The organism is Streptomyces sp. NPDC098781, from assembly GCF_044759995.1.
Lineage (GTDB): Bacteria > Actinomycetota > Actinomycetes > Streptomycetales > Streptomycetaceae > Streptomyces.
This window is the reverse complement of the sequence record NZ_JBIWAK010000003.1, coordinates 946,782-971,070: the sequence shown is the minus strand read 5'-3', so window position 1 is coordinate 971,070 and position 24,289 is coordinate 946,782. Positions and strand designations below refer to the sequence as shown.

13 protein-coding genes and 2 pseudogenes are annotated in these 24,289 nt (G+C 69.8%); 6 read left to right on the top strand and 9 right to left on the bottom strand.

Features of this window, described 5'->3' with window-relative positions:
- Window position 1: 1 nt before the first annotated feature.
- A complete protein-coding gene (locus ACIQWG_RS16070) occupies window positions 2-796 on the bottom strand; it encodes an N-formylglutamate amidohydrolase (RefSeq protein WP_404095460.1) in 795 nt (264 codons plus the stop codon).
- A 47-nt stretch (window positions 797-843) separates the two neighbouring features.
- Here ACIQWG_RS16070 and ACIQWG_RS16065 point away from each other — a divergent pair, with 47 nt between their 5' ends.
- Window positions 844-1,185, top strand: coding sequence for a DUF5713 family protein (locus ACIQWG_RS16065; RefSeq protein ID WP_404095458.1), 342 nt, complete (start codon window positions 844-846; stop codon window positions 1,183-1,185).
- 326 nt (window positions 1,186-1,511) lie between these two features.
- On the opposite strand, the gene ACIQWG_RS16060 is transcribed toward ACIQWG_RS16065, so the two are convergent.
- On the bottom strand, window positions 1,512-3,731 hold the full coding sequence (locus ACIQWG_RS16060) for an NADP-dependent isocitrate dehydrogenase (RefSeq protein WP_404095455.1): 2,220 nt from the start codon (window positions 3,729-3,731) through the stop codon (window positions 1,512-1,514).
- A 232-nt stretch (window positions 3,732-3,963) separates the two neighbouring features.
- On the opposite strand from ACIQWG_RS16060, the gene ACIQWG_RS16055 reads away from it, so the two are divergent.
- Window positions 3,964-5,529: a M1 family metallopeptidase gene (locus ACIQWG_RS16055; protein ID WP_404095453.1), complete on the top strand. Its 1,566-nt coding sequence runs from the start codon at window positions 3,964-3,966 to the stop codon at window positions 5,527-5,529.
- A 15-nt stretch (window positions 5,530-5,544) separates the two neighbouring features.
- Here ACIQWG_RS16055 and ACIQWG_RS16050 read toward each other — a convergent pair whose 3' ends face one another.
- From ACIQWG_RS16050 to ACIQWG_RS16040, 3 genes are all read right to left on the bottom strand, one after another.
- Complete coding sequence (locus ACIQWG_RS16050; protein ID WP_404095452.1) at window positions 5,545-6,642, bottom strand: mechanosensitive ion channel family protein; 1,098 nt, start codon at window positions 6,640-6,642, stop codon at window positions 5,545-5,547.
- Between the two features lie 338 nt (window positions 6,643-6,980).
- Window positions 6,981-7,745: a crotonase/enoyl-CoA hydratase family protein gene (locus tag ACIQWG_RS16045; protein ID WP_404095449.1), complete on the bottom strand. Its 765-nt coding sequence runs from the start codon at window positions 7,743-7,745 to the stop codon at window positions 6,981-6,983.
- Window positions 7,746-7,835: 90 nt separating this feature from the next.
- Window positions 7,836-8,801, bottom strand: a complete 966-nt coding sequence (locus tag ACIQWG_RS16040; RefSeq protein ID WP_404095447.1) for a YbhN family protein — start codon at window positions 8,799-8,801, stop codon at window positions 7,836-7,838.
- Between the two features lie 159 nt (window positions 8,802-8,960).
- On the opposite strand from ACIQWG_RS16040, the gene ACIQWG_RS16035 reads away from it, so the two are divergent.
- From ACIQWG_RS16035 to ACIQWG_RS16025, 3 genes are all read left to right on the top strand, one after another.
- The gene (locus ACIQWG_RS16035) at window positions 8,961-10,898 is read left to right on the top strand and encodes an ABC transporter ATP-binding protein (RefSeq protein WP_404095884.1); all 1,938 of its coding nucleotides are present in this window, start codon (window positions 8,961-8,963) and stop codon (window positions 10,896-10,898) included.
- 92 nt (window positions 10,899-10,990) lie between these two features.
- Entirely contained in the window at window positions 10,991-14,911 is a 3,921-nt protein-coding gene (locus ACIQWG_RS16030) for a glycoside hydrolase family 2 TIM barrel-domain containing protein (RefSeq protein WP_404095444.1), read from the top strand.
- 889 nt (window positions 14,912-15,800) lie between these two features.
- Window positions 15,801-15,941, top strand: coding sequence for a hypothetical protein (locus ACIQWG_RS16025; protein WP_404095905.1), 141 nt, complete (start codon window positions 15,801-15,803; stop codon window positions 15,939-15,941).
- Between the two features lie 9 nt (window positions 15,942-15,950).
- On the opposite strand, the pseudogene ccsB reads toward ACIQWG_RS16025, so the two are convergent.
- From ccsB to ACIQWG_RS16005, 4 genes and pseudogenes are all read right to left on the bottom strand, one after another.
- Window positions 15,951-17,066 (bottom strand): annotated as a pseudogene (gene ccsB / locus ACIQWG_RS16020) (c-type cytochrome biogenesis protein CcsB).
- Window positions 17,063-17,360: pseudogene (locus ACIQWG_RS16015) on the bottom strand (cytochrome c biogenesis protein ResB); the annotation flags it as partial. The pseudogenes ACIQWG_RS16015 and ccsB, both read right to left, overlap by 4 nt.
- A gap of 357 nt (window positions 17,361-17,717) precedes the next feature.
- Window positions 17,718-19,115 (bottom strand): flavin monoamine oxidase family protein, encoded by a 1,398-nt coding sequence (locus ACIQWG_RS16010; RefSeq protein WP_404095441.1) that lies wholly within the window; start codon window positions 19,113-19,115, stop codon window positions 17,718-17,720.
- Between the two features lie 592 nt (window positions 19,116-19,707).
- A complete protein-coding gene (locus tag ACIQWG_RS16005) occupies window positions 19,708-20,769 on the bottom strand; it encodes a zinc-binding dehydrogenase (protein WP_404095439.1) in 1,062 nt (353 codons plus the stop codon).
- A gap of 252 nt (window positions 20,770-21,021) precedes the next feature.
- Between ACIQWG_RS16005 and ACIQWG_RS16000 the strand changes: the two genes are divergently transcribed.
- Window positions 21,022-24,237, top strand: a complete 3,216-nt coding sequence (locus tag ACIQWG_RS16000; RefSeq protein ID WP_404095437.1) for a bifunctional cytochrome P450/NADPH--P450 reductase — start codon at window positions 21,022-21,024, stop codon at window positions 24,235-24,237.
- Window positions 24,238-24,289 lie beyond the last annotated feature (52 nt).

The window sequence follows — 24,289 nt, the reverse complement described above, 5'->3', positions numbered from 1 at the left end:
GTCAGTGTGCGGCGGCCACCAGCGCCGCCAGCGCCTTCGCGAGCCGGGTGAGTCCGGGACCGGCCGGACCGCCCGGCTCCGCCATGTACATGTCCCGGCGGATCTCGATCATCAGGGCGCTGACGCGAGGCTCCTTGCCGTAGAACTCCAGCGGGACGTACGTGCCGCCGAACGGACTGTCCAGTCCCGTCTCCCCGCAGGCGGCGAACGCCTCCCGCGCCGCGGCGAGCAGCCGGGGCGGTGTGTGGAAGGGGTCCGTGCCCAGGCACACCGGCGGACGCGGGCCCTCGCCGTGGAGCTCGTAAGGGAGCGGCTCGGTGGGATAGGAGTGCACGTCGATGATCACCGCCCGTCCGGTGGCGGCGAGCCGCCCCGCGACGGCGTCGGCCATGGACCGTGCGTACGGCTCGAAGTAGCGCTGGACCAACGGCCCGGGGTCGAAGTCGTCGGGCCGCAGGGCCTCCCGGTGCGTGGTGCGCGTGTACACGGCGCCCATCCCGACGGCGAGCATCTCCTCCCGCTCGTCCGGAAAGCGTTCCGGGTCGACCACCAGCCGGGACAGCCGGTTCACGAACCGCCACGGGGTGACCTCCGCCGCCCCCGCCGCCTCCTGCGCGAGCCGCGCGGTGTGCGCGTCGACGATGTGGTCCAGCTCCCGCTCCAGCGCGCGGTCGTCCAGCAGGATCCCGGCGCGCACCTCGGGCGGAATCCGTCGGGCCGAGTGCGGAACATGCAGGATCACCGGCGATTCCTCGGCCCCGGGGAGCAGATCGAACGACGGCTCTGCGGAGGTCATGTGGCCGCTCCCGGGGCGTTGTCAGTGGCGTGGTGCACCATCACAGCATGAGCATCGGAAACCAGCAGGTGACCGCGCACTCCTTCCTGCGCATGCTGTACAAGGACGACTACTACCCCGACCACGTGGTGGACCGGGGCAAGGAGATCCTGCTGCGGTTGTGTGCGCGCATCGAGGCCGAGCAGCCCGCCGACCTGGCCGCGCTGTACACCCTCACGCAGGCGGCCACCGACGAGTTCAACGCCCTCCAGGAGGAGTTCTGGGCCGCCGGCAGCGAGCTGGAGACCGTCGCCCGCGAGGAGATAGGCGAGGAGTTCTGGTTCGTCGCCCAGGCCTACGGCTTCGAGGACGCGGACGTGGAGGAACTGATCGCCACCCGGGACTGGTGACGCCATGACCGTCCACGAGCTCTCGCGGACCGAGGCCCGCCGGATCGCCGTGCGCGCCCAACTGCTGGACGCCACCCGGCCGGACGGGCTGCCGGACCTCGTACGACGGCTGACCCTGCTCCAGGCCAAGCGACGAGGAGTTCGGCGACGGCGTGCCCGAGGAGGTCGGCCGCGAGATCGAGGACCTGGCCCGCATGCCGGAGGTGGAGCTCGTACCGCCGAAGCAGCCGCGGACAAGGCTCCGCCCCGGCCGGGCGGTGCTCGGCCGGGGCGGTTCGCTCAGCAGGCCCAGTCGGGCCCCTTGCGCCCTGTCAGGGGCGCCCGCGTCAGCTCAGGGACGCGAGAGCCTCGTTCCAGGTGGCCGACGGACGCATGACCGCGGCGGCCTTGGCCGGGTCGGGCTGGTAGTAGCCGCCGATCTCGGCCGGCTTGCCCTGGACGGCGTTCAGCTCGTCGACGATCTTCTGCTCGTTCGCCGTGAGCGTCTCGGCCAGCGGGGCGAAGGCCTTGGCCAGCTCGGCGTCGTCGGTCTGGCGGGCCAGCTCCTGCGCCCAGTACAGGGACAGGAAGAAGTGGCTGCCGCGGTTGTCGATGCCGCCGACGCGACGGGTCGGGGACTTGTCCTCGTTGAGGAAGGTCGCCGTGGCGCGGTCGAGGGTGTCCGCGAGGACCTTCGCGCGGGTGTTGCCGGTGGCGGTCGCGTACTGCTCCAGGGACGGCACCAGCGCGAAGAACTCACCGAGGGAGTCCCAGCGCAGGTAGTCCTCCTTGACCAGCTGCTGGACGTGCTTCGGCGCGGAGCCGCCGGCGCCCGTCTCGAACAGGCCGCCGCCCGCCATCAGCGGGACGACCGACAGCATCTTGGCGCTGGTGCCCAGCTCCAGGATCGGGAAGAGGTCGGTCAGGTAGTCGCGCAGCACGTTGCCGGTCACCGAGATGGTGTTCTCGCCGCGGCGGATGCGCTCCACCGACAGCTTGGTGGCGTCGACCGGGGCGAGGATGCGGATGTCCAGGCCCTCGGTGTCGTACTCCGGCAGGTAGGCGTTGACCTTGGCGATCAGGTTGGCGTCGTGCGCGCGGGTCTCGTCCAGCCAGAACACGGCCGGGTCACCGGTGGCGCGGGCGCGGGTGACGGCCAGCTTCACCCAGTCCCGGATCGGCGCGTCCTTGGTCTGGCAGGCGCGGAAGATGTCGCCCTCGGCGACCGGCTGCTCGATGACGACGTTCCCGGCCTGGTCCACCAGGCGGACCGTACCGGCGGCCTTGATCTCGAAGGTCTTGTCGTGGGAGCCGTACTCCTCGGCCTTCTGCGCCATGAGGCCGACGTTCGGGACGGAGCCCATGGTCGACGGGTCGTAGGCGCCGTTGGCGCGGCAGTCGTCGATCACGGCCTGGTAGACACCGGCGTACGAGGAGTCCGGCAGCACGGCCAGGGTGTCGGCCTCCTGCCCGTCCGGGCCCCACATGTGGCCGGAGGTGCGGATCATGGCCGGCATCGAGGCGTCCACGATCACGTCGGACGGCACGTGCAGGTTGGTGATGCCCTTGTCGGAGTCGACCATGGCCAGCTCCGGGCCCTCGGCCAGCTCGGCGTCGAAGGACGCCTTGATCTCGGCGCCGTTCGGCAGCGCGTCCAGGCCCTTGTAGATGCCGCCCAGACCGTCGTTCGGGGACAGGCCGGCGCCGGCCAGGACCTCGCCGTACTTCGCGAAGGTCCCCGGGAAGAAGGCGCGCACGACGTGGCCGAAGACGATGGGGTCGGAGACCTTCATCATCGTGGCCTTCAGGTGCACCGAGAACAGCACACCCTCCGCCTTGGCCTGGGCGATCTGCGCGGTGAGGAACTCGCGCAGCGGGGCCACGTGCATCACGGAGGCGTCGACGACCTCACCGGCGAGAACCGGTACGGACTCGCGCAGCACAGTGGTGGAGCCGTCCTCGGCGACGTGCTCGATCTTCAGCGAGCCCGCCTCGGAGATCACGACGGATTTCTCGGTGGAGCGGAAGTCGTTCTGCCCCATGGTCGCCACGTTCGTCTTGGACTCGGCGGACCAGGCGCCCATGCGGTGAGGGTGGCTCTTGGCGTAGTTCTTGACGGAGGCGGGGGCGCGCCGGTCGGAGTTGCCCTCACGCAGCACCGGGTTCACGGCGGAACCCTTGACCTTGTCGTAGCGGGCCTGGATCTCCCGCTCCTCGTCGGTCTTCGGGGCGTCCGGGTAGTTCGGCAGCGCGTAGCCCTGGCCCTGGAGCTCGGCGATCGCGGCCTTGAGCTGCGGGATCGACGCCGAGATGTTCGGCAGCTTGATGATGTTGGCCGCGGGCGTCTTGGCGAGCTCACCGAGCTCGGCGAGGGCGTCCGGGATGCGCTGGTCCTCGGTCAGGTACTCCGGGAACACCGCGATGATGCGGCCGGCCAGCGAGATGTCACGCGTCTCCACGGTGACACCCGCCTGCGAGGCGTACGCCTGGACCACCGGCAGGAAGGAATACGTTGCCAGGGCCGGGGCTTCGTCAGTGTGCGTATAGATGATGGTCGAGTCAGTCACCGGGTGCTCCGCTCCACGTCTGCAACATTGCTCGACATCAAGATATCTCGTGATCGACCTCAGCTCGACAGGGGTCCGCACACAGGTGCGGGATCCGTGCCGGGATCGCGGATCCGCGCAAACGGATGCACCGCCTCCGTGCAACCTGATCGGCCACTCCCACTGTCATGTAGGGAGATCACCGATCCGGCGGCCGGTCCTGACCACCCGGCCGCCCGAGCGAAGGCGGACCATGAGATATCGCACCAGAGTGACGGCCCCTGCGGCCCTGATCGGAACCGCGGCGGCCCTGACCGTCGCCCCCTCCGCCCACGCGGCACCGACGCGCACGGGGGTGTCGGCCGCGAAGACCTCCGGCACCCCGGGCCCCGAGACCCTCGGGGACACCGTCTACCCGGCCCTCGGCAATGACGGCTACCGCGTGTCGGCCTACCACCTCGACTTCGCCTACGACGCCACGACGCGGCTGGTCGACGCCACCGCGACCCTGACGATCCGCACCACCCAGGCGCTGTCCCGCTTCTCCCTCGACTCCCTCGGCCTCGACATCCGCTCGGTCCGCGTCGGCGGCCGTCCGGCGACGTTCGAACAGGTGGACGAGAAGCTGCGCATCACGCCCGCACGGACGCTGCCGAGCAAGTGCCGGGTGACCGTGTGCGTCGAGTACTCGGCGGACCCGCGCCGTATCCCTCAGCCGTACACCGGCTGGGTCGACACGCTGGACGGGTTCGCGGTCTGCGGCCAGCCGAACCTGGCCCACACCGTCTTCCCCTGCAACGACCACCCCTCCGACAAGGCAGACTTCACGTTCCGCATAACCGTCCCCGGCGGCCTGCGCGGCGTGGCCACCGGCCTGCTCGAACGCACCGAGAGCCTCTCCGGCGGCCGTACCGCGTACACGTACCGCTCCCGCGAGCCCATGGCCACCGAGCTGATACAGATCACGGTCGGCGACTACGTGATCAAGGAGCGGCAGGGCCCGCACGGTCTCCCGCTGCGTGACGTCGTCCCGGTCGCGCGGGCCGAGGCGCTGGAGCCGGCGCTCGCGCTGACGCCGAACCTGGTCGAGTGGCTGGAGGCGCGGCTCGGGGCCTACCCCTTCGAGACGTACGGGCTGCTGCCCTGCAACTCCGACGCCCCGAACGCCTTCGACTTCACCGGTCTGGAGACCCAGACCCTGACCCTCTACAAGCCGAACTATCTGCTCCAGGCGGAGCCGAAGATCGGCTCGCACATGATGCACGAGCTGGTCCACTCCTACTTCGGCAACAGCGTCAGCCCCGCGACCTGGGCCGACCTGTGGATCAACGAGGGCCACGCCGACTTCTACGGGCTGCTCTACCGCTACGAGCGCGGCTGGGCCGACTCGCTGGGCCTGACCACCATGGAAGCCCGTATGAAGGACACCTACGCGCGCGGGGACCAGTGGCGCCGCGACTCGGGGCCGGTCGCGGCGCCGAACGCGGCGAACCTGTTCGACAGCCAGCGTTACGTGGGCGGCGTCCTGGTCCTGTACGCGCTGCGGAACCTCGTCGGTGAGCAGGCGTTCAACGCCCTGGAGCGTGCCTTCCTCGACCGGTACCGCAACTCCTCGGCGTCGACGGAGGACTACATCGCCGTCGCCTCCGAGGTCTCCGGTCAGGATGTGTCCGGATTCCTTCGGGACTGGCTGTACGGCACGAAGACGCCGCGGATGCCGGGGCACCCGGACTGGACGGTCACGCCGGTGAACCCGGCGCTCACCTCGCCGCAGAACCGTAAGCGCAGCCGCTCCCACGACAACTCGGCCACCCTGTAGGCACCTCGGGGCAGGTCAGTCGAGGCGGACGGGGGTCACCTCGTCCGCCTCACCCGGGACGCGCTGAAGCGGGATCGACACCGTGCTCTGCTGCTGGATGGCCACCGTGCGGGTGGGCGCCGGGATGCTGATGCCCTCCGCGCGGTAGCGCCGGTGCAGGCGCTTGATGAACTCGTGCTTGATCCGGTACTGGTCGCTGAACTCGCCGACGCCCAGGATCACGGTGAAGCCGATGCGCGAGTCACCGAAGGTGTGGAAGCGGATGATCGGCTCGTGGTCCGGGAGGGCGCCCTCGACCTCGGTCATCACCTCGGCGATGACGTCGTTCGTCACCCGCTCGACGTGGTCCAGGTCGCTGTCGTAGGCGACGCCGACCTGGAGGAGGATCGTCAACTCCTGCTCGGGACGCATGAAGTTGGTCATGTTCGTCTTCGCGAGCTCCCCGTTGGGGATGACGATCAGGTTGTTGGAGAGCGCGCGCACGGTCGTCTGACGCCAGTTGATGTCCTCGACGTAACCCTCCTCGCCGCTGCTCAGCCGGATGTAGTCGCCGGGCTGGACGGTCTTGGAGGCGAGGATGTGGATGCCCGCGAACAGGTTGGCGAGCGTGTCCTGAAGGGCGAGCGCGACCGCCAGACCGCCGACGCCCAGGGCGGTGAGCAGGGGTGCTATCGAGATGCCCAGTGTCTGGAGCACCACCAGGAATCCGATGGCCAGGACCAGGATCCGGGTGATGTTGACGAAGATCGTGGCGGAGCCGGCGACGCCGGGACGGGACTGGGTGACCGTCCGCATCACTCCGGCGACCCCGCGGGCCGCGGTGAGCGTCACGACGAAGATGAGCAGCACGGTCAGCGTCTGGTTGACGTTGTGCTGAACCGTCCTGGTCAGGGGCAGCGCGGCGCCCGCGGAGGCCGCGCCGCCGAGGAAGGCCGCCCACGGCACCACGGTCCGCAGCACGTCCACGATGAGGTCGTCACCGCTCCAGCGGGTGCGGTCGGCGTGCTTGCCGAGCCAGCGCAGCAGCGTCCGCAGCAGGAAGGCCGCGAGCAGCCCCGCGGCCAGCGCGATCCCGGCGAAGACCAGGTCGTCCACGGTGAGCGCTCGGTTCACCGGTCACCTCCGGGAAGAAAGGCGGCGGCGAATCCCTTCGCCGACGGCCGGATGTGAAGTCTCGTCACGTTGTCACCTGCTCGATCTCCGCGATGTGCCGTCGCGCCGGTCGTTTCCTCCCCCGAGGCCGGCGCGAGGGCTCATCCTGCCGTATCGGGTACACGTGTTCGTGCCGGGATCGTCCGGCGGACTGTGGCATCGGTCGCTTTCGGGCATTCTCCCGTGACCTCCACCGCCAGGGAGGGCCAACGAGCGCACCCCGGGGCGCGCTTGATGCGTGCGCGCCGCGCGCGGGTCGTCTGCCCGCGCGTGCCCCGGCGGACGACGGGCGCGATGCCTCAGAGTTCCGTGAACGACCCGTGCCGCCCCGCCCCGGAGGCGAAGCGGGCGGCGCCCTCCATGCTCTCCGCCAGCACGCCCATGCCGTGCCGGAGTTCACCGCGCATCGCGGCCGGTTCGTCCAGCCCGTCCTGGTCGAGCACCGAGGCGCGGTCGGCCCGCAGACACGACTGCGGGAACCGGGCGATCATGGCGGCGAGATCCTCCGCCTCGGCGCGGGCACGTCCGGTCGGCACGACGCGGTTGGCGAGCCCCATGGCGTGGGCCTCGGGTGCCGGCACCGGGCGCCCGGTGAGGATCATGTCCATCGCGCGGCTGGTGCCGATCAGCCGGGGCAGCCGTACCGTGCCGCCGTCGATCAGCGGCACGCCCCAGCGGCGGCAGAACACACCGAAGACGGCGTCCTCCTCGGCCACCCGCAGATCGCACCACAGCGCCAGTTCCAGTCCGCCGGCCACGGCATGCCCGGCCACGGCCGCGATCACCGGCTTGGACAGCCGCAGCCGGGTCGGCCCCATCGGCCCGTCGCCCTCCTCGGCCACCCGGTTGCCCCGCTCGGTGCCGAGTGCCTTGAGATCGGCACCCGCGCAGAACGTGCCGCCCTCACCCCACAGCACCGCCACCCTCGCCCCGTCATCGGCGTCGAACTCCCGGAAGGCGGCCGCGAGCTCGGCGGCGGTCGGCCCGTCGACCGCGTTGCGGACCTCGGGCCGGGAGAGGACGACGGTGGTGACGTGCCCTTGACGCTCGACGCGGACCGGCATGGCGGGGTCCCTTCTGTGGGTCGGACCCCGTACGTTACTGGCCGGTCACACGCAGTCCGCCAGGACCGACTCTCTGGCGGCCCCAACCCCTCAGATCACCTTCCAACGCACCAACGCCCCCAGTGTCAACGCCCCCGGCAGCAACGGCAGCCACACCGTGATGATCCGGTAGGCCAGCACCACCGCCGTGGCCACGGCCACCGGGCCGCCCGCCGCGACCAGGGCCACTATCAGCGCCGCCTCCACCGAGCCGAGCCCGCCGGGAGTGGGCACGAGGGCCACCGCCACGGTTGCCGCCAGGTACGCGAGTGCCATGTGGGCCGGGGGTACGTCCAGTCCCAGCGCGAGGCCGACCAGGACCAGGCCGGCCGCCTGGAGAGCGGGAAACGCGAGCGAACCGCCCCACAGCGCGAGCGCCCGGGAGGGGCGGGTGTGGACCGAGCGCGCCTCGCCCAGCGCGGTGCGCAGGAACGACATCACGGCGGTGCGCAGCCGGCGTACGAGGGCGAAGACGGCCACGATCAAGGCGGCCACGGCGCCGATGATCAGCAGCAGTGGGCCCCAGGCCCCCTCGGGCAGCAGCGGGCCGACCCGCAGCGCGTGCGGGAAGGCGATGAGCAGCGCGGCCAGCAGTCCGACGCGGGCGACGCTCTCCGCGAGCAGGTACAGCGCCACCGCGGCCGAGGAGCGGGCCAGCGGCAGTCCGCACACCGTCATGAAGCGCAGGTTGACCGCGCTCGCGCCGAGCCCCGTGGGCAGCAGATGGTTGGCCGAGCCCGCCGCGAACTGTGTGACCAGCAGTCGCAGTTTGGGCAGCCGGTCGACCACGGCACCCTGCCGCGTCACCGCCGCCGCCACCCACGTCAAGCACGTGGCACCGGCCGCCGCGAGCAGCCAGGGCCACTTGGCCGTCGCCAGATGGCCGATGCCCTCGGCGAGCACGGCCCGGTGCTGCACCGCCACCAGAATGACGAGTGCGAGCGGGAGCAGGACCAGTATCTGGCGGATCGGGATGCGCCGGAGCAGGCGTCCCGTGTGGAGTCGTACGGCGGTCACATTGGGAGAGGTTTTCCGTGTCGCGACAACGGCGGGTTGCGGAAGCGGAGACGGAGGCTTACGGACCGGCTGCGGACGGACACCGATCTTCGCGAAGCCGACGATATGGACCGGCTTGACCTCAATGATGCTTGAGGTTCTACGGTCCCTCCCATGAGCATGGAGACCACGGCCTGGACCCAGCTGCACAGCGTCATGAACGCCGAGCGCGAACGCCGCCCCTTCGACCGCGCCACCCTGCGCCGCATCGCGGCCTTCGCCCGCCCGCACCGCCGACGGATCGCGCTCTTCGTCGTGCTCGGGGTGGTGACCGCGCTGCTCGCCGTCGCCACCCCCGTACTGGCCGGCCGTGTCGTCGACGCGATCGTGACGAGCGGCGACGAGCGCACGGTGGTCCGGCTGGCCCTGCTGATCGCCCTGATCGCGGTGGCGGAGGCGGCGCTCGGGATCCTCGCCCGGCGGCTGTCGGCGACGCTCGGCGAGGGCCTCATCCTCGATCTGCGCACGGCTGTGTTCGATCATGTGCAGCGCATGCCGGTCGCGTTCTTCACACGTACGCGTACGGGAGCGCTCGTCTCCCGTCTCAACAACGACGTCATCGGCGCCCAACGCGCCTTCAGCAACACACTGTCCGGCGTGGTCAGCAACCTCGTCACGCTGCTGCTCACCCTCGTCGTCATGCTCACCCTGTCCTGGCAGATCACCCTGCTCGCCCTCGTCCTGCTCCCGGTGTTCGTCATCCCGGCCCGGCGCATGGGGCACCGCATGGCGCGTATGCAGCGCGAGGCCGCCACACTCAACGCCGCGATGGGCACCCGCATGACCGAGCGCTTCTCGGCGCCGGGCGCCACGCTGGTCAAGCTCTTCGGGCGGCCCGGCGAGGAATCGGAGGAGTTCGCCGCCCGGGCCAGGCGGGTCGCCGAGATCGGCGTACGCACCGCCACCGCCCAGTCGGTGTTCATCACCGCGCTCACCCTGGTGTCCGCGCTGGCCCTCGCCCTGGTCTACGGCCTCGGCGGCTGGTTCGCGCTGCGCGGCACCCTGGAGCCGGGCGCCGTCGTCGCGCTGGCGCTGCTGCTGACCCGTATGTACGCGCCGCTGACCGCGCTCGCCGGAGCCCGGGTCGAGGTGATGAGCGCCCTCGTCAGCTTCGAGCGGGTCTTCGAGGTGCTCGACCTCAAACCCCTCATCGAGGACAAACCGGACGCCGAGGAGCTCCCCGAGGGGCCGGTGTCGGTCGAGTTCGAGAACGTCCGCTTCGCCTACCCCTCCGCCGACAAGGTCTCCCTCGCCTCCCTGGAGGAGGTGGCGTCCCTCGACACACGCGGCGGCGCCGAGGTCCTGCACGGCATCTCCTTCCGCGCCGAACCGGGGCAGACCGTCGCGCTGGTCGGCTCGTCCGGCGCCGGCAAGTCCACCGTCGCGCAGCTGCTGCCGCGGCTGTACGACGTCGACGAGGGGGCCGTACGCGTGGGCGGCGTCGACGTCCGCGACCTGAGCGCCCAGTCCCTGCGCGGCACCCTCGGCATGGTCACCCAGGACGGCCACCTCTTCCACGACAGCGTCCGCGCCAACCTGCTGCTGGCCCGTCCCGCGGCGACCGACGACGAACTCTGGGACGCCCTGCGCCGCTCCCGCCTCGACGAACTCGTACGGTCCCTGCCCGACGGCCTCGACACCGTCGTGGGCGAGCGCGGCTACCGCCTGTCCGGCGGTGAACGCCAGCGCATGACCATCGCCAGGCTGCTGCTGGCCCGCCAGCGGGCCGTCATCCTCGACGAGGCCACCGCCCACCTCGACAACACGTCGGAGGCGGCCGTGCAGGAGGCGCTGACCGAGGCGCTGGAGGGCAGGACCGCGATCGTGATCGCCCACCGGCTCTCGACCGTGCGCGCGGCGGACCTGATCCTGGTGGTCGAGGCCGGCCGGATCGTCGAACGCGGCACGCACGAGGAGCTGCTGGCGGCCGGCGGGCGCTACGCCGAGCTGCACCGGACGCAGTTCGAGCGGCTGGATTCGGCCAAGACCGACGACCGTATCCACCAGGAACACACAAAGCTCGACAGCATCATTGCTTCCCCCCTGTTCACAACCTAGTGTGCGTGGGGTTTCCCAACAGCACCGCACAAGATCTGACGCTCCCTCAAGCCGTGCAGCGCCGCACTGTCGTCCCGAGGAAGGCCATGGTCATGCCGCTCTCTCCCGAATCTCCCGCCGGCCCGCCCCGCTCACCGGGTGTCCCGGTCAGCCGCCGCCGTCTGCTGGAGGGAGGAGCCGCCGTACTCGGCGCACTCGCCGTCTCCGGTTCGTCCGCCACCGTGCACGCGGCGGACGGGACCGGGGCGGCGGCCGGCACCCCGGAGTGGAACGGTGACATCAGCCTGTTCGAGGTCGGCGCCGAGCCACCGCACACCACGCTGATGCCCTACGCGGACGTCGAGCAGGCCCTGGCCGCCGACCGCACCCGCTCGCCGTACCGGCTCAGCCTCGACGGGAAGTGGAAGTTCGCCTACGCCGAACGACCGGACGACCGGGACCCCGACTTCCACCGCACCGACGTCGACGACCGCGACTGGGACACCGTCCCCGTCCCGTCGGTCTGGCAGACGCACGGCTACGACCGCCCGATCTACGTCAACATCACCTACCCCTACTGGGGCCCCAACGGCCTCGGCGAGGACCCGCAGCCGCCCGCCGCACCCACCCGCTACAACCCCGTCGGCCAGTACAGACGCACCTTCACCCTGCCGCGGAACTGGTCGGGACGGCGCACCTTCCTGCACTTCGAGGGCGTGAAGTCCGCCCACTACGTCTGGATCAACGGCGAGTTGGTGGGCTACCGCGAGGACTCCTTCACCCCCGCCGAGTACGACATCACCCCGCACCTCAAGCCGGGCACCAACCAGATCGCGGTCGAGGTCTACCGCTACTCCGACGGCGACTGGCTGGAGGACCAGGACATGATCCGGCTGAGCGGAATCTTCCGCTCGGTCTACCTGTACTCCACCCCCGCCGTGCACCTGCGCGACTTCAAGCTGGACACCCCCCTCGACGACGACCACAGGTCCGCCGAGCTGTCGGTCACCGCGAGCGTGCGCGACTACGCCGGGAAGGGCGCCGGACGCTACACCGTCGAGACACAGCTGTACGACGCGAACGGGCACCCCGTCTGGTCCCGCCCACTCCAACTCCCCGTCACCGTGGACACCGTCGGCGCGGACGCCACCGCGAGCGCCGCCAAGCAGGTCCCCACCCCGAAGCTCTGGTCGGCCGAACACCCGTACCTCTACACGGCCGTACTCCGGCTGCGCGACCCCGCCGGAAAGCTGATCGAGACGCTGTCCCACCGCGTCGGCCTGCGCGAGTTCGCGCTCAAGGACGGGCTGATGCGGATCAACGGCAAGCCCGTCTCCTTCCGCGGCACCAACCGGCACGAGATGCACCCCGACCGCGGCACGGCCCTCACCCGCGCGGACCTCATCGAGGACATCACCGTCATCAAGCGGATGAACATCAACAGCGTCCGCACCTCGCACTACCCGAACAACCCGCTCTGGTACGAACTCGCCGACGAGTACGGCCTCTACCTCGTCGACGAGACCAACCTGGAGACCCACGGCATCCGCGGCGAGTACCCGGGCGACCACGCCGACTGGACCAAGGCCTGCGTGGCCCGCGCGCGGAACATGGTCCACCGCGACAAGAACCACGCCTCGGTCGTCATCTGGTCGCTCGGCAACGAGGCGGGCGGCGGCAGCACGTTCGTCGCGATGCAGGACTGGATCAAGTCGTACGACACCACCCGCGTCGTCCAGTACGAGGGCGACGACCGCCCCACCGTCAGCGACATCCGCTCGGAGATGTACGACAGCCCGGCCACGGTCGAGGCCCGCGCGAAGAACACCAGCGACACCCGGCCGTACGTCATGATCGAGTACTCCCACGCGATGGGGAACTCCAACGGCAACTTCAAGAAGTACTGGGACCTGATCCGCCGCTACCCCGTGCTCCAGGGCGGCTGGATCTGGGACTTCGTCGACCAGTCCCTGAGCTGGCCCACCCCCACGCGCAAGCGGTTCACCGAGGCCGGGCCGGCCGCGCTGCGCGGCGAGATCCTCGCGCCCGGCGGCACCTTCGACCGCACCGACGGCATCTCCGGTGGGACCGTCTTCGCCCGCGACGCGAGCCTCGACCTCACCGGCTCCCTGACGCTGGAGGCGTGGTTCACCCCGCACGTCCTCGGCTACCACCAGCCCGTCCTCGCCAAGGGCGACACCCAGTATTCGCTCAAGCAGAGCGACGGGAACCTGGAGTTCTTCATCCACGGCGGCGGTGAGTGGGTGACCGTGAGGTGGGCCCTGCCGGACGACTGGACCGGCACCGAGCACCACGTCGCGGGTGTCTTCGACGCCGACGCCGGCACGCTGACCCTGTACGTCGACGGAGAGGTGAAGGGCACCCGCACCACGACCCGGCGCCCCGGCAGCAACACAGCCCCCCTCGCGCTCGCCACCGACGTCGACAACTGGACCCGCGAGTTCAGCGGAACCATCCGCCGGGCCCGCGTGTACGCCCGCGCCCTCGGCGCCGCCGAGCTGGCGTCCGACGGACGCGGTCCCGGGGACGACGGGGTGCGGTTCTGGTTCGACGCGGCGACGGTCGCCTTCACCGAGCAACGGCCCCGTGAGAAGACCTTCTTCGCCTACGGCGGCGACTGGGGCGACAACCCCAACGACGGGAACTTCGTCGCGGACGGCATCGTCACCGCCGACCGCGGACACACCGGCAAGGCCGCCGAGGTCAAGCGGATCTACCAGGCGGTCGCCGCCGCCCCGGCCGCCGGCGGCGACCGGCTCGCCCCCGGCGCGGCGGTCACCCTCACCAACGAGAACCTGTTCACCAACCTCCGTGAGCTCGACGGGCGTTGGACGCTGACCGCCGACGGCGAGGTGGTGGGGCGAGGGCGGCTCACCCGCGCCCAGCTGGACATCGCCCCGCTCTCCAGCAAGGACATCACCGTCCCCTTCGAGATCCCGGCCGAACCGGCGCCGGGCACGGAGTACTTCCTGGAACTGTCCTTCACCACCAGCCAGACCACGAAGTGGGCGAAGGCCGGCTTCGAGGTCGCCGGGCACCAGCTCGCCGTCGACGCGGGCGGCCCGGCGGTGCGCGAAGTGCCCCTGGCCGACGTCCCGCCGCTGACCTACGAGGACGGCAAGGCGTCGGTCACCGTCAAGGGCGCCGCCTTCTCGCTCACCGTCGACAAGAAGACCGGCGTCATCACCTCGTTCGAGGCCCACGGCGCCCAGCTGATCGCCTCCGGCCCCGCGCCGAACTTCTGGCGGGCGCCCACCGACAACGACAAGGGCAACGGCCAGCACGTCCGCAACCAGACCTGGCGCGACGCCGGCACGGCCCGAAAGGTCACGGACGTCGTCGTGCGGCCCCTGCGGGACAGGGCCGTCGAGATCAAGGTCGCCGGGACCCTGCCGACGACCACCGCCTCCTCGTACACGACCACCTACACGGTCTTCGGCAACGGCGAGATCAAGGTCGACAACACCCTGCGCCCCGGCGCGGCCTCCCTGCCCTACATCCCCGAGGTCGGCACCCTGCTGTTCCTGCCCGGCCGGCTGGAGCACCTGCACTACTACGGCCGCGGTCCGGAGGAGAACCACTGCGACCGCAACAACGGAACCGACGTGGGCTGCTGGTCCGGGACCGTCTCCGGCCAGTGGGAGCCCTACATCCGCCCGCAGGAGAACGGCAACCGGACCGACGTCCGCTGGATCGCCCTCACTGGCGGCGACGGCTCCGGACTGCTCGTCTCGGGCGAGCCGCTCCTGGAGGTCAACGCCTCCCACTTCACCCCGGAGGACCTCTCGGTGGGCGCCCGGCACGACTACCAGCTGACGCCGCGCGAAGAGGTCGTGCTGCGCCTGGCCCACCGGCAGATGGGCGTCGGCGGCGACAACAGCTGGGGCGCGCACACCCACGACGAGTACAAGCTGTTCGCGAACCGCGACTACTCCTACACCTACCGGCTGCGCCCGCTGACCGACGTACGCGAGGCGACGACGGCCTCGCGCAGGCCCACGGCGGTCGAGTGATCCGAACGTGACCGGGGTCTCGGTGCGCCGTCGGGACCCCGCTGCGTACGCTGGAGCCGCCCGTGCACACAGAGCCCTTGACCTGGAGAACAGGCAGGGAGCCGACCACTCGGAGCACTCGATGCTGCGCACCATGTTCAAGTCCAAGAACCAGCATCTGGGCGTTTGTACAGGTCAGAGGCATAGTAGGGCCGCTCAGGTCAGCAATTGGTCAGCATCGGGTGCGAGGGCGTCCTGGCTTGCTGACTTGGTGATCGCCGTGGCGGGGCCTGGGTGCAGATGCCCGGCTCCCGCTCGGAAGGTGCGTCACGTGGCTCGTCAACTCGCCCGCGGTATGGGGTCGTTCTCCAAGGACTGCGGCTGTGCCAGGCCGACGCGGTGCCCGCACCCATACACGATCCGTTTCCGCAACGGTCTGGGGAAGCAGGTCGAGGAGGGCGGGTTCGACACGCAGGACGAGGCGATCGAGCGCTTGACGCAGATCTATGTCCTCGCGCTGCCGTCGATGCTGAACCCCCCTTCGCTTCCCGTGATGTCGTTCGTGAGGCTGGGTGGGGCCCAGACAGGTTTTGTGTCAGGGGCCTTAGGGCCTCCAGTGTCCGTGGAAGGGCTTGGTTCGTCGGGCCGTGGTTCGGGGGTCTCGGGTATCCGGGGTGGCGTGCTCAGTGGGTCGAGGCGCTCGACGGCGGCTACTGCCCAGATGATCCATGCTCCGGCTTCGGTTCTGGTCTGGCCTGGAGGCAGGGTCTCGACTTGTGTGCGTGCGGCGCTCGCGTATTCGGCCAGTCGGGTCGCATGGCGCCATGCCGCTTCCTGCGTTTCGAAGTGCCTCACACGGTACGCCGCGGCGTATTGCACGCGGGCCTGTTCCAGGGCGGCTTCCCAGCGGATGCGCTTCTGGCTCCCGGAGGGCCTGTGGTTCGCAAGCCGCTACCCGGACACCGACGTCGCCCACAAGAACTTGCGGCTGTATGTGGAACGGCTGCGGGACGTCACCGCGGGCGTCGCCCGCGGTGACGTCCCGCAGTAGGGGGCCGGTTCAGAAACCGACCGACTGGAGGGCGCCCAGGCCCACGTCCGCGTAGGAGTGCTTGCCTGAGACCAGGATGTTGACGCCGTAGTAGTTGAAGAGCCAGCAGCCGAAGGCGATCAGGGCCAGGTAGGCGGCCTTATGGCCCTTCCAGCCGGCGGTGGCGCGGGCGTGGAGGTAGCAGGCGTAGGCGACCCAGGTGATGAAGGACCAGGTCTCCTTGGGGTCCCAGCCCCAGTAGCGGCCCCAGGCGTCGCCCGCCCAGATGGCGCCCGCGATGATCGTGAACGTCCACAGCGGGAAGACGGCGGCGTTGACGCGCTAGGCGAACTTGTCGAGGGAGGCGGCGGAGGGCAGCCGGTCGAGGACGGAGTTGGCGAAGCGGCCGGGCGTGCCGCCGGCGGCGAGCTTGCTCTCGAAGCTGTCCTTGAAGAGGTACAGGAGCGTGCCGACGGCGCCGACGTAGAAGACCGCGCCGCAGAAGATGGCGGTCGAGACGTGGATGTACAGCCAGTACGAGTGGAGGGCGGGCACCAGCTGGTCGCTCGCCGTGTAGAGGACCGTGACGGCGAGGCCGAGGTCGAGCAGGACGGTCGTGGCCAGCGGCAGGCCGAGCCAGCGGACGTTCTTCCGCAGGGCGAGCAGGACGAGGTATACGCCAACGGCGACCGTCGTGAGCGTGAGGTTGAACTCGTACATGTTGCCCCACGGCGCCCGCTTCACCGACAGGGCGCGACAGACCACGCCACCCGCCTCGATGGCGAAGGCGAGGACGGTGAGCGAGACGGCGATGCGTCCGTAGAGGTCGCCCTTCTCGGTGCCGCCGTGCGCGCCGGGCCCGTCGGGCACGGCGCGGGAGCCGGCGGCGGAGCGCACCACGACCTGCGGCCGTTGCAGTACGGCGGTGCCCCCGGCCCTCTTCACGGTGACGGCCGGGCCGGACGCCGCCTTGGTGGCGGCGCCGGCGGTGAGCGCGGCGGCGGTACGGCCGACCTTGCTGCGGCTGCCGAAGAGCCACTCGGCGATGTACGCGAGGAAGGCCAGGGTGTAGACGGCCATCGCGGAGTAGATCAGCGTGTTGCTGACGATCGCGAGATGCTCGTCGGTCGCGGCGGCGAGATTCACTTCTTAGCCCCTTCGGCAGTGACGGCGTGGGTGTCGGGGGATTCGGAGTGGCGGGGTTCTTGGGCGCGCGCGGCGGGCGCCCGGTCGTACAGGACCCCGCCGGGGGGCGCCGAGCTCCGCGGGGACCTTCGCGGACTCGCTGCGGCCGAGGCTGGCCATCTCCACGACGGTGACGCCGTCGTCGCCCCGCACGGCCCGCACCCAGACGCGTCGGCGCTGGATGAACAGGGGCCCGGTCAGGCCGAAGATGGCGACGACGGCGCCGCCGAGCGCCCAGCCGCTGCCTGGCTGCTCGTCATGCAGTTTGTTGTCCAGCGCTGTTCACGATGACGATGATTTTGCGATCGCAGCCATGACGGACGAAATGGCCCGCCGGGGGAGTACCTAGGCCCCGGCGAGTTCCTTCTCGGTCGCGACGTGCTCGGCCCGGTCCTGTTCCTGGAGGACGAGGAACCCGACTGCCCTTGAGCGGTGATGGTGACGTGGGGAGATGCCCTGCAACGGCGATGAGACGGGAGTGCGGAGCCTGTCCCCCCCGCGCAGCACTAGCGCGATGCCAGGAGCCGATTCGGCGGCGTTCTCGCTGGTCGACGCAGCTGTCTGCTACGCCTTCCCGTTCGGCCTGTCGAGATCGGCTCCCCGCAGCGCTGCCTACTGGGCACCCTTGTCGGCGTGCCCTCCAAGCCGCTGTGCGACCCGCTCGGCGGTCTGCTGACCCGTAAGCACGGCGCCGTTCATGGTTCCGGCCCACTCGCCGGCGGTTTCTACCCCGGCCCAGTGGATGCGCCCGTGAGGCTCTGTGAGGGCGGTGCCGTAACTGACGGATGCATAGGGGGCTACAGCAGGGTTCGGCCCTCCCGGGGCGAACGGTTCGGACGCCGGGCCCCAGCAGTGGTCCACGTAGTCGATGGGGGTGCTCGCCTGAGAGCCGTACAGCCCGACGAGCTGGTCGATCACCCGGCGACGTCGATCCGCCGAGTTGAAACCGTCGAATACGCGAGGGTCGCAGAAGGCCATCAGGACGCCTGGTCCGCTGTCATCGGGCGAAACGTCGAAGGTGATGAAAACGGTCCCGGTGTCGGTCAGTGCCTCACCCGAAAGCCCGCTGCTCCGCCAGAAGGGCTTCTCATAGGCGACGAACGCCTTGCTCAGTGTGCCCAGACGCCAGGTCTTCGTGAGCCCTTCCGCCTTGTCAGGCAGGGCAGGCTGGAAGTCGATGTCGGCGCGGTGCGAGGGGGCGGCGGTGACGATGGCGTACTTGGCGTTGATCACTTTCAAGTCGGTACTGACCGTGACGCCGCTGTCGTCCTGGGTAATTCGTCGAACAGGGGCACCGACGACAACCCTGTCGCCGAGTTGCTCGGCGAGCCTCACGGCGATCTCTTGAGTGGTTTCGGTGATTCGCTCCTCTTGCTGACCGCCCTCGACGCTGAGCATGTGCTCCACGCCCCCTGCAGCGCGAATGTAGCGCAACGCGTGCAGCAGAGAGACGTCCCCCGGGCTGCAGCCCCACTGCACCTTGGTGAGGATGGTCATCAGCGCCCGCGTGCTCGTTGTCGCCTGCTGCTGGTCGAGCCATTCTCCGAACGAGATCGCGTCGAGCTGGCCGGCGTCCGGGGATTCCCAGGCCGCATCGACGTTGATGGTCGAAGTCAGTTCCGCCACCGCCATCTGGATACGGGCCAAGTCTTCCAAGGCTTCCGGTGAGACCTCGGGAAAGGTGCCCGTGTAGGTGCTGCGCTGTCCGTCCATCCACAGGACGTTGTGGCCCTCGTCGAACTGACTGGTCGTGGTGCACCCCAACCGGCTCGCGAGGTCTCGGATCGCAGTGTGCCGCCGTGCGACCCACGTTGCCCCGAGGTCGACCTTGATCCCAGCCACTTCGCCTGAGAACGCTCGGCCTCCGACGCGGTCGCGACCTTCCACGACCAAGACCGACACGCCCATGTTCACGAGCCGTTCTGCGGCGGTCAGGCCGGCGAAGCCGGCACCGACGATCACGACGTCGACTGCTGTTTCCTCGGTTCCGCCCTTAAGGGAGTTCGACATGCTTTCCTCCTTCACTCACGCGGTCTGCATATTGTGAGATGTATTGGGTGATCGGGTCAGTAAGGGATTCGAGACTGCTATATGCCGTGCCAGGTACGGTGACGTGCCACGCCCGAATCGGCGGTTTCTATGCCAGTTTCCGAATCCTCCTTGGTTGCGATTCCGACATTTCCACCGTCCCAATTGTGGCGTCCGGCTGCAACGAAAAAAGTGCACCTGTCTCGATCGGAGCGAGTGCACGATGCACCGACTCCCTCCTGAGTTCGGGGCATCACCGATTGGCGAGCGATGTGACACGCCATACCCATCACGCCCGAAGCCTGTGGCTTGATTCGAAAAATTCGGCGATCGTGAACGTGCTTGCCGTCCGGTCTCGTAATCGAACACCGGCTTCGGCTGCTTTCTGTTCCCTCGAAAGAAGTCAAAACAGAGAAGGATCTCAGCCGGGTAGGTAGTCGTCGTACTTGAGTGGCTGCCCTGTCAGCGCGGGGTGGCCGAATAATCCGGGGTGCCGCTGGCCTTCGGGCGGTGGTGGAGGCCGAGGCAGGGTCGGCCGCGTTGTGCCTGGGGATCCGGACTCCACCCGCTGTGCTCAGGGGGTGAGTACGAGGCGGATCGGGTCTCCGATCTTCTTCTCCAGCCGGGCGACGGCGTCCGCGGCTTCGGCCAGGGGGACGTGGGCGCTGACGGAGGGGCCGAGGTCGATCCGTCCGGCGGCGGTCAGCGCGACGAGCTGTTCCACGTGCTCCGGCTCGGAGCCGTAGTGTCCGCGGACCTGGTTGACGTTGAAGCAGAAGCCGATGCTGTCGGCGATCGCGACCGGCTCCGGGGTGAGTCCGGCGAGGACGAGCGAACCGAAGGGACCCAGGACCGACGCGGCCTGGGCACGGGCGGCGCCCACGCCGGCGAAGTCGAACGCGACGTCGAGGCCGCGCCCGACCGTCGCCTCCCGCACCGCTTCCGCGAAGTCCGGGGCGAGCGGGTCGAGGGCGACGTCCGCGCCGAAGAGAAGGGCCCGCTCGCGGGCCGAGGGCAGCGGGTCGATCGCGAGGATCGGGGCCGCGCCGACCATCCGGGCAAGCCGTACGGCGTGGGCGCCGAGGCCGCCCGCGCCCCAGATGCCGACCGACTGGGCGGGGCGGACCGCGCCGGTGCCCACGATCGCGGCGTACGGGGTGGAAACCGCGTCGGGGATGATCGCGGCCTGGTCGAAGGGCAGACCGTCCGGGATGGGCAGCAACGTGTGCTCGCGGGCGATCGCGTACTTCGCCCAGCCGCCGTCGTAGTCGAGGCCGCGGGTGATCGGCCGGTGGCACATCATCCGTCGCAGGCAGCCGGGGCAGTCGCCGCATGCCTCGCCGGCCTGGAGGACCACGCGCTGTCCGGGCGTCCAGTCGCCCTTCACGTCCGGGCCGAGGGTGTGGACGACTCCAGCGACCTCGTGACCGAGGGTGACGGCGCCCGCCTTCGTGACAGCGTCGGTGGGGAAGAAAGGGCTCAGACTGCCGTCGATCAGATGGATGTCGGACAGGCAGACGCCGGCCGCCCGCACCTCCACGAGGACCTCACCCGGGCCTGGAACCGGGATCGGAACCTCTTCGACGGCGAAGGTGCGGGTGTCCAGGCGCAGCCGCCCGGCCAGCATGGTGTTCATGCGGAAACCTCGATGTGCTCGGTGGAAGAAGCGCGCGCCTAGTGCAGGCGCTCGACATGGTCGACTGACCATGTCTTTCAACCGTGTCTACTGACGGTGTCATCTGTCAAGCCGCTCCTGCCGGACGTTCGCGGGATGTTCTGAGTTCCGTCCTGCGACTGTGTCATTCAATACAGTCAATCGACATGTTCACTCGACAAAGTCGTATGTAAGTTGGTTGGCGACTGCTGGAGTGAAACGAAAGGCACGCTCATGACTCAGGTGTCCGTAGGCGCGGCGCGGGCGATCCCCGAGCGCCCCCCGCTGCCCCTCGTAGGCCACGCGTTCAACGTTCCCGCGGGCGCGGACTTCCTGGCCTACCTGTTGAAGGAGTTCAGGGAATTCGGACCCGTGTACCGGCTGCGCATCTTCGGGCGGGACACCGTCATGGTCGGCGGTCTGGACCTCGTGACCGAACTGTCGGACGAGAGCCGCTTCCATAAGCATGTCCATGCCGACCTGGTCGAGGTCCGGGCTCTGGCCGGGGACGGTCTGTTCACCGCCTACAACCACGAACCGAACTGGCGCAAGGCCCACGACATCCTGATGCCCGCGTTCTCACTCGGCGCGATGCGCAGCTACCACGCCCCCATGCTCAAGGTCGCCCGCTCGCTGATCGGCAAGTGGGACCGGTTGGCCGGGGTGCAGTCGGTGGACGTGCCCGACGAGATGACCCGGCTGACCTTCGACACGATCGGCCTGTGCGGCTTCGGCTACGACTTCGAGTCCTTCCGCCGCGACGACCTGCATCCGTTCGTCGAGGCGATGGCCCGGGCCCTCGTCTTCGCCCAGGAGAAGGGCGAGTCCATCCCGGGCTCCGAGTTGTTCAAGAGGAGGAAGGTCGAGCAGTTCCGCGAGGACATCGACCTGATGACGGACCTCGTGGACGACGTGATCAAGGAGCGCCGCGCCTCCGGTGACACCAGCACTGACGATCTGATGGGGCTGATGCTGCACACGAAGGACCCCGCCACCGGCGAGCTCCTGGACGACGTCAACATCCGGCACCAGGTGATCACCTTCCTGATCGCCGGCCACGAGACCACCAGCAGCGCGCTCTCCTTCGCCCTGTACTACCTGACCAAGCACCCCGAGGTGCTCGCCCGGGCCCAGGCCGAGGTGGACGCCCTGTGGGGTGACACCGACTCCCCTGATCCCCAGTACGGTGACATCGGCAAGCTCACCTACATCCGCCAGATACTCAACGAGAGCCTGCGGCTGTGGCCGACGGCGCCCGCGTACGCCGTCGAGCCGATCGAGGACACCGTCATCGGCGGCAAGTACCCCGTACGCAAGGGCGAGTCGCTGATGGTGATCACCTCGGCCCTTCACCGCGATGCGGCCTGGGGGGAGAACGTCGAGCTGTTCGATCCCGAGCGCTTCACTCCCGAGCGGGAGGCGGCCCGCTCGGTCCACGCCTTCAAGCCGTTCGGCAACGGCGAACGGGCCTGCATCGGCCGCCAGTTCGCGCTGCACGAGGCCACCCTGCTACTGGGCCTGCTGGTGCACCGCTACCGCCTGATCGACCACACCGACTACCAGCTGAAGATCAAGTCGACGCTGACCATCAAGCCCGACGGCTTCAGCCTCCGGCTCGCCCGCCGCACCAGCGACGAACGGCGCCTGCCCGCCGTGAGGGCGGCGGATCCCGTCGCGGGCCGGACCGCCACCGTGACGCGCCGTGCGAGCGGCACCGCGCTGACCCTGCTGCACGGATCCAACCTCGGCACCTGCGCCGGTATCGCCCGCGACCTCGGCGGCGACGGCGAGGAGCACGGCTTCGTCCCGTCCGTCGCCGCCCTCAACGAGTACACGGAAAGGCTGGCCGGTACCGAGGGCCCCGTCGTCATCGTCGCCGCTTCCTACAACGGCCGCCCCACCGACGACGCAGCCGAGTTCGTCGCCGCTCTGGAGAACCTCGCCCCCGGCTCGCTCGCCGGCCTGCGGTACGCCGTCCTCGGTGTCGGCGACCGCAACTGGGCAGCGACCTACCAGCGCATCCCCACCCTGATCGACGAGCGTCTGGCCGCCGCCGGCGCCGTCCCGCTTCTGGAGCGCGGCGCCGCCGACGGATCAGGTGACTTCGGCGGAGTGGTCGACCAGTGGACGGCGGACCTGTGGACGGTCCTGCTGGACGAGTACGGCGCAGCGGTCGCCGGCGAAGCGGCAGGCACCGCACCTGAGGCGGAAGCAGAAGGGCTGTACGAGCTGGAGGACACCTCGGAGTCGGTCCTCGGCGGTCTCGCCGAGCGCCACGGCGTCCAGCCGATGGAGGTCCTCGAAGCGTACGAACTCGTCGACACCGACCACGAACTCGGACGCTCCAAGCGGTTCCTGCGGCTCCGTCTGCCCGAGGGCGTCAGCTACCGCACCGCTGACCACTTGGCCGTCCTGCCCGGCAACCCCGAGACCCTCGTCCAGCGTGTCGCCGACCGCTTCGGCCTCGACCTGGACCGCACCGTCCGGCTGCGCGCCCGCCGCCGGAGCCGGGGCGCCCTGCCCGTCGACCGGCCGCTGAGCCTGCGCCGCCTGCTCACCGACTTCGTCGAGCTCCAGGACGCGGCCACCCAGGAGCAGGTCGCCGTGCTCGCCGAGCACACCGCCTGCCCGCCCGAGAAGCAGCCGCTCACCGCCTTCGCCACCGCCGATCCGGAGACCTTCCGGGAGCAGGTGACCGTCGCGGGGCTCAGCGTCCTGGACCTCCTGGAGCGCTACCGTGCGTGCGAACTGCCCTTCGAGCGTTTCCTGGAGCTGCTGCCGGTATTGCGTCCCCGGCACTACTCGATCTCGTCGTCCGCCGCGGCCCGGCCGGGGGAGGCCGACCTGATGGTGTCGCTGCTCGCCGCGCCCCACCGGTCGGGGGAGGGCACCTTCCGGGGGATCGCCTCGCACTTCCTGCAGAGCGTGAACGCGGGTGACGTGATCCAGGCCCGGGTCCTGCCGTGCAGCGAGTCCTTCCGCCTGCCCGAGGACACCTCCGTACCGGTGATCCTGGTCAGCGCGGGCACCGGCCTCGCGCCCTTCCGCGGCGCGATCCTCGATCGCCACCACACCGGCTCGACCGGCACCCTGCTCTGCTACTTCGGCTGCGACCACCCCGACGTGGACTTCCTGCACCGGGAGGAGTTCGAGGCGGCGGAGGCGGCCGGCGCGGTCAGCATGCGCCCCACGTTCATGCACGCGCCCGAGAACGGCGCCCGCTTCGTCCAGGAGCGCATCGCCCGCGAGAGCGAGGAGGTGTGGTCGGTCCTGGAGGCGGGCGGACGCGTCTACATCTGCGGCGACGGCCGCCGCATGGCACCCGCCGTACGGGAGGTGTTCATGGCGATCCACCGCGAGCGGACGGGCGCGAGCGACGAGCAGGCCGTGGCATGGCTCGCCGAGCTCGTCACGTCCGGACGCTACGTCGAGGACGTCTGGGCCGGCTGATTCCCGCCAAGCAGGCAGAAATGCTCGTGGGCGCACCTTTCCAGGTGCGCCC

What these genes read in the sequence shown, in the direction of transcription:
- ACIQWG_RS16030 (WP_404095444.1), top strand. Translation starts at nt 10,991, where the DNA reads ATGCCGCTCTCTCCCGAATCTCCCGCCGGCCCGCCCCGCTCACCGGGT.
- ACIQWG_RS16005 (WP_404095439.1), bottom strand. Translation starts at nt 20,769, where the DNA reads ATGAACACCATGCTGGCCGGGCGGCTGCGCCTGGACACCCGCACCTTC.
- ACIQWG_RS16035 (WP_404095884.1), top strand. Translation starts at nt 8,961, where the DNA reads ATGGAGACCACGGCCTGGACCCAGCTGCACAGCGTCATGAACGCCGAG.
- ACIQWG_RS16070 (WP_404095460.1), bottom strand. Translation starts at nt 796, where the DNA reads ATGACCTCCGCAGAGCCGTCGTTCGATCTGCTCCCCGGGGCCGAGGAA.
- ACIQWG_RS16045 (WP_404095449.1), bottom strand. Translation starts at nt 7,745, where the DNA reads ATGCCGGTCCGCGTCGAGCGTCAAGGGCACGTCACCACCGTCGTCCTC.
- ACIQWG_RS16010 (WP_404095441.1), bottom strand. Translation starts at nt 19,115, where the DNA reads ATGTCGAACTCCCTTAAGGGCGGAACCGAGGAAACAGCAGTCGACGTC.
- ACIQWG_RS16025 (WP_404095905.1), top strand. Translation starts at nt 15,801, where the DNA reads ATGCGCTTCTGGCTCCCGGAGGGCCTGTGGTTCGCAAGCCGCTACCCG.
- ACIQWG_RS16065 (WP_404095458.1), top strand. Translation starts at nt 844, where the DNA reads ATGAGCATCGGAAACCAGCAGGTGACCGCGCACTCCTTCCTGCGCATG.
- ACIQWG_RS16000 (WP_404095437.1), top strand. Translation starts at nt 21,022, where the DNA reads ATGACTCAGGTGTCCGTAGGCGCGGCGCGGGCGATCCCCGAGCGCCCC.
- ACIQWG_RS16055 (WP_404095453.1), top strand. Translation starts at nt 3,964, where the DNA reads ATGAGATATCGCACCAGAGTGACGGCCCCTGCGGCCCTGATCGGAACC.